This window comes from Streptomyces sp. NPDC104202 (genome assembly GCF_055584185.1).
In genome coordinates, this window is sequence record NZ_JBVJMN010000020.1 from 102,930 (window position 1) to 114,260 (window position 11,331).

The window sequence follows — 11,331 nt, forward strand, 5'->3', positions numbered from 1 at the left end:
CCCGCGAATCAGTGCGAAGGAGAAAATGGTGACCAACGCTGACATTCCCTCGTGGCAGAACAGCAAGCAGGGGACGATGGTCCGCTGCGCGCTGTGGCTCGTCACCGAAGTCGGCGTGGGCGAGATCTTCACGAAGACCCAGCTTCGCGAGGCATTCCCGGAGACCTCACAGATCGACCGCCGGATGCGGGACCTGAGAGTTCACGGCTGGAATATCGCCACAAACCGGGATGACGCCACTCTTTCCCCCCATGAGCACCGCTTCGTCGAGATGGGTGCCGAGGTCTGGAAGCCCGGTCAGGCTCGGGTGAAGCCGGCCGCAGCGGCCATCACCGCCCCCCAGCGCCGCGAACTCCTCGACAGGGACGCCCACCTCTGCCGGGTATGCGGCATCGCGGCCGGCGAGGCATACGAAGGCGGGGCCGAGACGGCACAGCTGGACGTCGCCCGCAGGGAGGTCCTGAAGCCCGGGGGTACGGCGGTCGAGACAGTCATCGAGTGCCGCAAGTGCAGGATCGGCGGACGCGGCCAGCAGACCGACGTGACCGGCGTTCTCAGCCGATTGCACAGGCTGAGCGGAGTGGAACGCGAACTCTTTGCGCAGTGGGTGGCGGCGGACCGGCGGGACTTCAGTGCCATGGAAATCCTCTGGGGGGAGTACCGCAGCCTGCCCGCGGAATCGCGTGAGACGGTCCGCCAGGCTGCCAGCCAGTCGTAGCGGGGCCCGGTCCGACCGGACCGGAGGGAAACGGGCAAGGGCCCTGAGTTAAGGAGACCTGTGGGGATGCAGAAGTACGCTCTTCCGCCGAACAGCGAGGAGAACGCCGAGTTCGTCGCGCGACGGCTCAGCGAGACGACGGCGGGTGACGCGGTTTCCGAGACCGTCACCGTGGAGTGGAACGGCCGGCCGCATCACGTGGGCGTCATCGATATGCCGCTGCAGCGTGTGTATTTCAACCCGGCGACGCACCGGATCAGGGCGCAGCGGGAGCACGACCCCGCACTGGCGCGCGGACTGCAGGACGACCCGTGGGCGCCGGAAAGCCAGGACTACCTCCGCCGGCTCCTCATGGGAAAGCCCGCGAACCCTGACGAGACCGACCCCGACTTCGAAACGCTGGCGGAGAGCCTGCGGTCGGTCGAGCAGCAGGAACCCGGGCTGATGACGCACGAGGGCATCCTCGTCAACGGCAATACGCGCGCCGCCGCGCTGCGCCGGCTGGGCCGGTCCAGCATCCGCGTCGGCGTACTGCCCCGATCCTTCAGCTGGGACGACATCAACGCAGTTGAGCTGACCCTTCAGCTGCGGCCCGACAAGCGCCGGGACTACTCCTACATCAACCGGCTCATCGCCATGGAAGAACAGGAGCTGATGGGACGCGAAGCGGCCGACATCGCGCGCGACTTCCACATCCAGCTGAAGACGTTCAAGCAGGAGCGATGGATCCTCGGCGTGATCCGGGACATGATCGAGCGCAGCGCCACACCTGAGGGCGCCCAGCTCGCTCTCTCCGACTTCGAAGGCCACCAGGAGAACCTGAAGGAGCTGCACCGCACCTACACGAAGGTGCAGGCGGTCAGCCAGGAGAAGGCGGAGAGGGTCAAGGAGAACCGGATCACCGCGATCGTCCTGGACTTCGCCAAGACCAAGACACGCGTCATCGGCGAGGACTTCCAGGACACCTACCTGGAGGGAAGTCTGCCCGGCCTGTTCCAGGCAGGTGGCGCCGGAACAGCGGCACAGACAGGAATCGCTATCCCTGGGCTTTCTGTTGCTGTCGCTCCGCCGTCGGACGTGGTCGTGCAAGCCCGCGCAGTAACAGACCAGATTCTGCGGGCCCGCGCCACCGCGGCCTCTCGCCATCTCACCGACGAGCTGCGCGAGGCGGCGCGGCAGGAAGTGGTCGCCGCCCAGAAGGGAATGCGCCGCGCCCTGGACGCAGCGGAGCGGGACGACCGGCTGAAGAAGGTCCGGCAGACTACCGCCGAGCGGCTCGACGACGCGCGCGCAGCGATCGACCAGAGCGTGAGCGACCTCGTCCAGGCTCTCGGCAGCAACAGCCTGGACGAGGCTAGCTTCGACAACGCCCTGCTCAGGGTCAGGGCCAGCCTGACGAAGCTGGCCCGCCAGGCAAGCCGCGGCGTGTCCTCACAGGGTGAGGGTGTCACCTGGCTGATCAAGACGAGCGGGGACTGAGATGGCCGCCACCGAGGAGCCTTCCCTCAGACTGTGTTTCGACGGAACGCGGACCAAGGTCGTGTTCCGTGCGCGCGACGATGGACAGGCGCACCTGGTCCGGTTCATCGCCCGGTACGGCAGCGGCAGCCAGCGGGGCGCGCTGTCCGCCGAAGTGGATCTGGAGGAGTTCCTCGCGCAGCTCACGCTGCTCACCCACTGGCATGATCCGTCCGGAGTGCTCTTCGCATCTGACCTGAGGGCGCTTACCGAGGGGTCCGTACGGGACGCACAGGCAGTAGAGGACCGTATTCGCGCCGGACAGAACGGTACGGAGGTCCCCGGAGAGATCCGGCCTGCCGACGTGTCCATGCACCTGGGTGACACCTGGAAGGCGCCACTGACGAGCTTTCAGCGGAGGGACATCAGCAAGCTGCTGTCCCTGACACACGGGGCGAACTTCAGTGTGCCGGGCGCAGGCAAGACGCGTACGGCCCTGGCCGTCTATGCAGCCCTGCGTCACTCGGGGAAGGTCCGGAAGCTCTTGGTCGTCGGACCGAAGTCGGCGTACGAAGCGTGGACCGAGGAGGCCGCCGGATGCTTCACAGAGCGACCCGTGGTCCGCGTGTTCGCACGCCGGCCGGATTACGATGCCGAGATCCTGCTGGTCAACTACGAGAGACTGAGCCGATATCAGGCGGAGCTCGCCGACTGGCTGGCCACGGGCCCCGCCATGATGGTGCTGGACGAAGCCCACCGGATGAAACTCGGTGTCCGCGGCACCTACGGCGCCAGCTGCATGGCGCTTGGGCCCCTGGCCCAGCACCGGCTGATCCTGACGGGGACACCCGCGCCCAACGGGGCCAAGGACCTGGAGAGTCTGCTCTCCTTCGTCTGGCCCGGGCACGGCAGACGGGCCGTGGACAAAGCCGTGGACGGGGGCGACCTGAGCCATGCGAGCCGGGTGCTGCGTCCCCTGTTCACCCGCACCACCAAGAGCGAGCTCCAGCTTCCTCCAGTGGATGTCCGCGTGAAGTACGTCGAGCTTCCGGCAGCGCACCGGCGGCTCTACTCGGCACTCAGGAATCAGCTGACCGGCCTCCAGGACCGCGAGCAGGAGGAGTTCGCCCGCCTGGGAAAGGTTCTCGTCTACCTCCTGATGGCCAGCACGAACCCCGCACTCCTGGAATCGGGGTCCGACCGGTACGAGCCGCTGCCCTTCTTCGTGCCACCGCTGCGCGCCGCTGACGGCCTCCCGCTGAAGGAACTCATGCGGGATCTCCCCCGCTACGAGACATCGCCGAAATACGAGGCAGTGCTCCGGACCGTGACGGAGAATGCCCGTGCTGGCCGCAAGACCCTCGTGTGGTCAACGTTCGTGAGGAACCTGACCACACTCGCCCGAGCGCTGGAGCCCTTCAAGCCGGCGGTGGTCCACGGGGGCACTCCTGATCGCGAGGAGCAGATCCGCAGGTTCCGCGAGGACCCTGACTGCCTGGTGCTGCTGTCCAATCCAGCGACCCTCGGCGAGGGAATCAGCCTGCACCATGTCTGCCATGACGCCGTCTTCCTGGACCGCGATTTCGCCGCCGGCCGCTACCTGCAGAGCCTCGACCGGATTCACCGCCTGGGGCTGGCGGCAGACACGGAGACACGCGTGACCGTACTGATCGCTCAGGGCACGATCGACAACATCGTGCACGAGCGGCTGGGCCGGAAACTGGAGTTCATGGGGCAGATTCTGGATGATCAGTCCGTCCGGGAGCTGGCCGACCCCGAAGAAGACCTGACTCCTTGGGGCATGGACGCCGGCGATCTCCGCGCGCTCATCGGGCATCTCGAACCCTGCTGAGCGCAGTCCCTGGCCGCCAGCCCGCCCCGCGGCCTCCATGCCCCGTAGGCTCGGAGGAAAGCGACGTCCCGACCCGAAAGGCCCCGTCATGCCCCGTATCCCCTCCCCCGCCATAGCCGCCGCCGGACTTGTCGGGGGGTATGCGGTGGCGCGCTGGACGAAGAAGCGGCCGCTGGGGGGTGCCGTGCTGGCGGTGGCCGGTGGGGTGGCGGCTCGGGAGTGGCAGCGGGTGGGCGGGGCGAAGGCGTCCGTGGGGCTGACGACCGCGTACGTGGCCGCCTTCGCCGGGTCGCACCCGCTGGCCAAGAAGGTCGGGGCCTGGCCGGCGGTGTTCTCCGTCGCCGGGGCCGTGGCCGCCGCGTCCTGGGCCGTGACGCGCGAGAAGAGCTGAGCGACCTCCTCGGCCGTGAGGGCCGGGACCGCGAGAGTCGTGCCGGTCGTGGTATGGGCCAGGATCGGTGCCGGCCGGGGTCGTCGGGTCGTCAGGCGCCCGCCGCGTGGCTGATCGTGTAGATGAGGAGGCCGGCGAGGGCGCCGACGACGGTGCCGTTGATGCGGATGAACTGGAGGTCGCGGCCGATGTTGGCCTCGATCTTGCGGGAGGTCTGGGTGGCGTCCCAGCCGGCGACGGTGTCGGTGATGAGGGAGGTGATCTCGCCGCGGTACGTCGTCACGACGTACGCCGCCGCGTCCTCCGCCCAGCCGTCGACCTTGGTCTGGAGGCGGGTGTCCGTCGACAGGCGCTTGCCGAGGGAGATGAGGGAGGCGCGGGCGCGGAGGCGGAGCTGGCTGCGGTCGTCCTCGGCCGCCGCGATGATCAGGGTGCGGATCGAGGACCAGGCGGAGGCGATGACGTCCTGGATCTCGGGGCGGGCCAGGAGGTCGGACTTCAGGCGTTCGACGCGGGCCCGGGTGTCCGTGTCCGCCTGGAGGTCGGCGGCGAAGTCGGTGAGGAAGCGGTCGATCGCGCCGCGCGCCGGGTGACCGGGCATGTCGCGCATCTCCGTCACGAAGCGGAGGAGCTCCTTGTAGACGCGTTCGCCGATGCGGCGGTCGACGAAGCGGGGGGTCCAGCCGGGTGCCCCGCCCTGGACCGCGTCCATCACCGACTCGCCGTGGGTGACCAGCCAGTCGTGCGCCCGGGTGCAGACGAGGTCCACCGCCCGGCGGTGCGCCCCGTCGGAGACGATCTTCTCCAGCGTCTTGCCGAGGCCCGGCGCGATCTCCACCGCCTCCGCCCGGCGGGTGATCGCCTCGCCGACGACCGCCTGGACGTCGGCGTCCCGGAGGACCGTGAGCGCGCCGCGGAGGGCCGTGGACGCCTCCGCCGTGACCCGGTCCGCGTGGGCCGGGTCCGACAGCCATCCCCCGAGGCGGGCCCCGATGCCCAGGGCCGCGAGCCGGCCGCGTACGACGTCGGCCGAGAGGAAGTTCTCGCCCACGAACTGGCCCAGTGAGGCGCCCAGCTGGTCCTTCTTCGTGGGGATGATGGCGGTGTGGGGGATGGGGAGGCCCAGGGGCCGCCGGAAGAGGGCGGTGACGGCGAACCAGTCGGCGAGCGCGCCGACCATGCCGGCCTCGGCCGCCGCGGCGACGTAGCCCGTCCAGGCGCCCCAGCCGGCGTGCTCCGCCCAGGTCGCCAGGGCGTAGATCAGGGCGACCGCGAGGAGCAGGGACGTCGCCAGCGCCTTCATGCGCCGGACGCCTCTGCTCTTCTCCTCGTCCGCCGCCGTGTACGAGAAACTCACCAATGCACTCGACCTCCTACATCAGGGACTCCCGGCGCTCGTCCCGAGTTCCCCCGTACATCTTCGCGATCACCGCCTCGATGTCCGGCTCCCGCACCGAGAGGTCGAGGAGGGGATGGCGGGCGGCCACCGCGGCCACGAGCGGGGCGGCGGAGTGCGTGGCCGGGAAGGCGAGCCACTGACGGGGTCCCTCGGCGCGTACGAAGCGGGCGCCGGGGATGTCGGTGATCGGGGGCAGCTCGCGTTCGAGGTCGACCATCAGGAGCCGTTCGCCGGCGCCGGCGGCGTGCAGTCCGGGCAGGTCGCCGTCGTACACGAGCCGTCCGTGGTCGATCACCATGACGCGCGAGCAGAGCTGCTCGATGTCGGTGAGGTCGTGGGTGGTGAGGAGGACGGTGGTGCCGCGGGTGGCGTTGAGGTCCCGGAGGAACTCGCGCACCCGTGCCTTGGAGACGATGTCGAGGCCGATGGTCGGCTCGTCGAGGTAGAGCACCTCCGGGTCGTGGAGGAGGGCGGCGGCGATGTCGCCGCGCATGCGCTGGCCGAGGGAGAGCTGGCGGACGGGCACGTCGAGGAGTTCGCCCAGTTCCAGGAGTTCCACGCAGCGGCCGAGGTTCTCCCGGTAGCGGTCGTCGGGGATGCGGTACATGCGGTGCACGAGCCGGTACGAGTCCTTGAGCGGCAGGTCCCACCAGAGGGTGGTGCGCTGGCCGAAGACCACTCCTATCCGCCGGGCGAGCCGGGTGCGCTCGCGGGCGGGGTCGATGCCGGCGACGCGCAGCCGGCCGCCGCTGGGGGTGAGGATGCCGGTGAGCATCTTGATGGTGGTGGACTTCCCGGCGCCGTTGGGGCCGATGTAGCCGACCATCTCGCCGCGCTCGACGCCGAAGCTGATGCCGTCGACGGCGCGGACCTCCTTCTTCTCGCGGCGGAACGGTCCCGCCTTCCGGCGGACCGTGAAGACCTTCTCCAGTGCGTCCAGTTCGATGAAGGGCACGGCCCGTCTCAGCTTCCTGTCGATCGGTACGAACGGATTCCGGCCCGCCACGCCAGCCCGGCCACGCCGCAGCAGAGCGCCGCGACGAGCGGCGAGGCGAAGGCGGCCCACCCGGGCACTCCGGCGGGGGCGGGCCGGCCGAGGACGTACAGGGCGGGGAGCCAGTTCACGAAGGCCAGCGGGACGACGTACACGACGCCCCGCACCAGGTCCTGCGCGAAGAGCGTCGGCGGGTACCCGAGGAGGGTGTTGCCGCCGTAGGTGAAGGCGTTGGTGACCTCCGCGGCGTCCTGCATCCAGAACAGCGCCGACGCGCCGACGACCATCAGCGCGGCGAAGATCACGGCGCCGCAGACCACGGTGACGGGCAGCAGGAGCACCTTCACCGGTGTCCAGGCGACGTCGTCCAGCAGGACCAGGGCCCAGACGAGGACGAAGAGCCCCTGGGCGACCCGGCCGAACCTGCGCAGCGCGAACTTGTCCGCCGCGACCTGGGCGAGGAGGGGGGCCGGGCGCATCAGGAACGTGTCGAGCGAGCCGTCCCGGACGCGGCGGCCCATCCGCTGCAAGGAGCCCATCGTGAGGTCCGCGATGCCGAAGGCGGTGCCGGCCGTGCCGTACAGCAGCGCGACCTCCGCGAACGAGAAGCCGCCGAGGCCCTCGACCTGACCGAACATCAGCAGGATGACGACGAAGTCGAAGAAGGTGGCGAGGAAGCTGTTGACGAGGGTGAGCGCGAAGGAGGAGCGGTAGGTCAGGGTGGAGCGGATCCACATGCCGGCCACCATCCGGTAGGTGGCGAAGGAGCCGACCGGGGCGCGGGGCTCGTCGGGGGCCCCGAGGCCGTCCCGGGGGGCGGCGGGTCCGTGGCCGCCGTCGGGTTCCCGGCCGTCCCCGGGCCCCGGGGGCGAGGGGCGCAGGACGTCAGCCACCCTGGACCACCACCTTCCGCGTCGCGGCCACCTGGGCCATCCGTCCGGCGGCGAGCAGGACGGCGGCCCAGCAGCCCTGGAAGGCGTACGCCCCCGTCAGCGCCCAGCCCTCGTACCGGCCCAGGTAGACGTCGGCCGGCACCTGGAGCAGGGAGGCCCAGGGCAGGAGGCGCGCGATCTCGCCGAGCGTGCCCGGGAAGACGTTGAGCGGGAGGAGCATCCCCGAGAAGAACAGTCCGCTCAGCCAGGCGACCTGGGTGGCGCCCTGGCCGTCGAGCAGCCAGAACGCGCTCATCGCCACCAGGTACCAGAGCGCGAAGCCCACGACGGAGCCGAGCGCGACGGACGCGAGGAAGGCGGCCCAGGCGCCGGGTCCGGACGGGAGGGTGAAGCGGAAGGCGAGCCAGCCGACGAGCATGGGGACGACTCCCCGGCCCAGCAGCTGGTAGGCGCAGCGGCCGGCGTTGGCCGAGAACCACCAGGTCTGGAGGTCGGCGGGGCGGTAGAGGTCGACGGCGATGTCGCCGGTCCTGACGCGTTCCATCAGTTCGTCCTCGAAGCCGCCGCCCATGAGGCCGCAGACGGTGAGGAGCGCCTGGCCGATCCAGACGTAGGCGAGGGCGTCGTCGACGGCGTAGCCGCCGAGGTGCGGCCGTTCGTCCCAGAGGGCGATGTAGGTGTACGACAGGACGAGGCCGAAGACGCTGTTGGTGAAGATCCCGGCCGCCGTCGCGACCCGGTAGGTGGCGTGGCGCCGGAAGCCGCCCGCGGCCACCGTCGCGTACAGCCGCAGCATGGGAGTCCCTTTCCGGCACGAATCACGGCGAAGCGCACGACCCTAGTGGGCGGCGGGGTGTCGCCGCGACCGGATTTTCCGCCGGATTCGGGGCACGCTGGGTTCACGTTCGGGCGTTTCGTCGCATTCCGTGCAGTATGTGATGCCATGTCCCCTTCCTCCGGTACGAGTGACGATCCGAGCGACACCTCCGGGCCACGGCGAGCGGGCCGGGGCGCGGGCTGGGAGCCGAGGGACCCCACCCTCCCCTCCCCGCGCCCGGACGAGCGGCCCGTGCGGCGCCCCCGCCGCGTCCGCCGCGTCCTGCGGGCCCTCCTCGGGCTCCTCCTGCTCGGCACGCTGCTGCTCGCGGGCGCGTTCGCCGCCGGCTACCTCCTGGTGGAGATCCCGCCCGCCAACGCCGCCGCGGTCGCCCAGTCCAACGTCTACCTCTACCGCGACGGCACGCCGCTGGCCCGCGACGGCGAGGTCAACCGGGAGAACGTCCGCCTCGACCAGGTCCCGCTCACCGTCCGGCGGGCGGTGCTGGCCGCCGAGGACCGCGACTTCCACACCTCGCGGGCGGTCGACCCGAAGGCCATGGTCCGGGCCGCCTGGAACACCGTGAACGGCAAGGGCCGCCAGTCCGGGTCGACCATCACGCAGCAGTACGTCAAGAACTACTACCTGGGCCAGGAGCAGACGCTCACCCGCAAGGCCAAGGAGTTCTTCATCGCGATCAAGCTGGGCCGCGAGAAGAGCAAGGAGGAGATCCTCCAGGGCTACCTCAACACCAGCTACTTCGGCCGGAACGCGTACGGCGTGCAGGCCGCCGCCCGCGCCTACTACGGCAAGGACGTCGAGCGCCTCGACACCGCGGAGGGCGCCTACCTCGCCTCGCTGCTCAAGGCCCCCAGCGCCTACGACGTCACCACCCACCCCGAGAACCGCGCCAAGGCCGTGGCCCGCTGGAACTACGTCCTGGACGGCATGGTGACCGAGGGCTGGCTCACCCCCGCCGACCGGGCCGCGGCCCGCTTCCCGGCGCCGCAGAGCGCGCGGCCCGCCACCGCCCTCGCCGGCCAGCGCGGCTATCTCGTGCAGGCCGTGGAGGAGTACCTGACCGGCCGCGGGATCATCGACGAGAAGACGCTCGCCGGCGGCGGCTTCCGCATCACCACCACCCTGGAGCCCGCCAAGCAGGAGGCCCTCGCGCAGGCGGTCGTGGACCAGGTGCAGTCGCGGCTCGACCCGGACCGCGCCCCCGCCGACCGCAACGTCCGCGTCGGGGCCGCCGCCGTCGACCCCGCCGACGGCCGGGTGCTGGCCCTGTACGGCGGCGTCGACTACACCCGGCAGTACGTCAACAACGCCACCCGCCGCGACTACCAGGTCGGCTCCACGTTCAAGCCGTTCGTCTTCACCGCGGCCGTGCAGAGCGGGGCGCAGACCCAGCAGGGCGTGCCCATCACGCCGTACACGACGTACGACGGGACCAACCGGCGCCCGGTGGAGGGCTGGGACGGCGAGGCGTACGACCCCGCCAACGAGGACGACGCCAGTTACGGCGAGATCCAGGTCGGCGCCGCCACCGACCTGTCGGTGAACGCCGTGTACGCCCAGATGGCGGTGGACGTGGGCCCGGCGCACGTCCGGCGGACCGCGATCGACCTCGGCGTGCCCCGCTCCACCCCCGACCTCAACGCCTCCCCGTCGATCGCGCTCGGCCCGGCCACCGCGAGCGTCCTGGACATGGCGGCGGCGTACGCGACCCTGGCCGCCCACGGGCGGCACGGCTCGTACACCCTGGTGGACTCGGTCTCGCGGGGCGGCCAGGAGGTCGCCCTGCCCGCGCCGGCGGCGCGGCAGGCCGTCAGCAGGGAGGCCGCGGACACCACCACGTCGATCCTGCGGAGCGTCGTGGAGTCCGGCACCGGCACGGCCGCGCAGACCGCGGGCCGCCCGGCGGCGGGCAAGACCGGCACCGCCGAGGACGACAAGGCGGCCTGGTTCGCGGGCTACACGCCCGAACTCGCCACCGTGGTCGCCCTGATGGGCCAGGACCCCGAGTCGGGCCGGCAGGAGTCCCTCCACGGGGCGCTCGGCCTGGCCCGGGTCAGCGGGGGCGGGCCGCCCGCCGCGATCTGGGGCCAGTTCACCCGGGACGCCCTGGCCGGCACCGCGCCGAAGGAGTTCGAGCTCCAGCTGATGCCCGGCGCGCAGGAGCCGCCCGTCCCGCCGGTGCCCGACGGGACGAAGGAGGGCGAGGAGGAGGAGTACGTGACGGGCGAGGCGGGGCCGGGAGCCGCGACGCGCGCCCCAGGGACCCCGCGCCCCGCCGTGCGGGGTCAGTGACCGGACGTCGCCTTCAGGCCGACGACGGCGACGAGCAGGAGACAGACGAAGAAGATCCGGGCGGCGGTCGCCGGCTCGCCGAGCACGACCATGCCGAGCACCGCCGCACCGGCCGCGCCGATGCCGACCCACACGCCGTAGGCCGTACCGATCGGGAGGGTCTTCGCCGCCTGCGACAGCAGCAGCATGGAGGCGACGATCCCGGCGCCGGTGAGGACGCTGGGCCAGAGCCGGGTGAAGCCGTCGGTGTACTTCATGCCGATGGACCAGCCGACCTCGAGCAGACCGGCGACGACGAGAAGAACCCAGGCCATGACGAGACACCTCCGCGAGACGGGAAAAGGGGGTGCGTCGTCTTGTCGCGGAACCCGGTACGGCGCGTCTCGTCGGGTGTCTTCAGGCTAGCAAAGAAAGGGCGGGGGGGGCGGGGGGGGGGGGGGGCCCGGGGGGGGGGGGGGGGGGGGGGGGAGCTCCCAGGAAAAACCCAGTTCCTGAG

Annotated in this window: 10 protein-coding genes and 1 riboswitch; of the genes, 5 read left to right on the forward strand and 5 right to left on the reverse strand. The window is 71.0% G+C overall.

Annotated features, from left to right (window positions below; all coding sequences use genetic code 11):
• Window positions 1–28: 28 nt before the first annotated feature.
• From ACZ60W_RS15915 to ACZ60W_RS15930, 4 genes are all read left to right on the forward strand, one after another.
• Complete coding sequence (locus ACZ60W_RS15915; protein ID WP_469755901.1) at window positions 29–718, forward strand: hypothetical protein; 690 nt, start codon at window positions 29–31, stop codon at window positions 716–718.
• A 66-nt stretch (window positions 719–784) separates the two neighbouring features.
• Window positions 785–2,197, forward strand: coding sequence for a transcriptional regulator (locus tag ACZ60W_RS15920; protein ID WP_469755902.1), 1,413 nt, complete (start codon window positions 785–787; stop codon window positions 2,195–2,197).
• A gap of 1 nt (window position 2,198) precedes the next feature.
• Window positions 2,199–4,028 (forward strand): DEAD/DEAH box helicase, encoded by a 1,830-nt coding sequence (locus ACZ60W_RS15925; protein ID WP_469755903.1) that lies wholly within the window; start codon window positions 2,199–2,201, stop codon window positions 4,026–4,028.
• 88 nt (window positions 4,029–4,116) lie between these two features.
• Window positions 4,117–4,419 carry a hypothetical protein gene (locus ACZ60W_RS15930; RefSeq protein ID WP_469755904.1) on the forward strand — a complete coding sequence of 101 codons (303 nt, stop codon included), beginning with the start codon at window positions 4,117–4,119 and terminating at the stop codon, window positions 4,417–4,419.
• Window positions 4,420–4,510: 91 nt separating this feature from the next.
• On the opposite strand, the gene ACZ60W_RS15935 is transcribed toward ACZ60W_RS15930, so the two are convergent.
• The 4 genes from ACZ60W_RS15935 to ACZ60W_RS15950 all read right to left on the reverse strand — a co-directional run bounded on the left by ACZ60W_RS15935 (window position 4,511) and on the right by ACZ60W_RS15950 (window position 8,498).
• The gene (locus tag ACZ60W_RS15935) at window positions 4,511–5,779 is read right to left on the reverse strand and encodes a DUF445 domain-containing protein (protein ID WP_469755905.1); all 1,269 of its coding nucleotides are present in this window, start codon (window positions 5,777–5,779) and stop codon (window positions 4,511–4,513) included.
• Window positions 5,780–5,792: 13 nt separating this feature from the next.
• Entirely contained in the window at window positions 5,793–6,773 is a 981-nt protein-coding gene (locus ACZ60W_RS15940) for an ABC transporter ATP-binding protein (protein WP_469755906.1), read from the reverse strand.
• Between the two features lie 8 nt (window positions 6,774–6,781).
• Window positions 6,782–7,561 carry an ABC transporter permease gene (locus ACZ60W_RS15945; protein ID WP_469755911.1) on the reverse strand — a complete coding sequence of 260 codons (780 nt, stop codon included), beginning with the start codon at window positions 7,559–7,561 and terminating at the stop codon, window positions 6,782–6,784.
• Between the two features lie 136 nt (window positions 7,562–7,697).
• The gene (locus ACZ60W_RS15950) at window positions 7,698–8,498 is read right to left on the reverse strand and encodes an ABC transporter permease (RefSeq protein ID WP_469755912.1); all 801 of its coding nucleotides are present in this window, start codon (window positions 8,496–8,498) and stop codon (window positions 7,698–7,700) included.
• A 150-nt stretch (window positions 8,499–8,648) separates the two neighbouring features.
• Between ACZ60W_RS15950 and ACZ60W_RS15955 the strand changes: the two genes are divergently transcribed.
• Window positions 8,649–10,835 (forward strand): transglycosylase domain-containing protein, encoded by a 2,187-nt coding sequence (locus tag ACZ60W_RS15955; protein WP_469755907.1) that lies wholly within the window; start codon window positions 8,649–8,651, stop codon window positions 10,833–10,835.
• On the opposite strand, the gene ACZ60W_RS15960 is transcribed toward ACZ60W_RS15955, so the two are convergent.
• A complete protein-coding gene (locus ACZ60W_RS15960) occupies window positions 10,829–11,149 on the reverse strand; it encodes a DMT family transporter (RefSeq protein WP_366304988.1) in 321 nt (106 codons plus the stop codon). The two genes, ACZ60W_RS15955 and ACZ60W_RS15960, sit on opposite strands and share 7 nt — an antisense overlap.
• Window positions 11,150–11,180: 31 nt before the next feature.
• Window positions 11,181–11,250, reverse strand: a riboswitch (guanidine-III (ykkC-III) riboswitch).
• Window positions 11,251–11,331 lie beyond the last annotated feature (81 nt).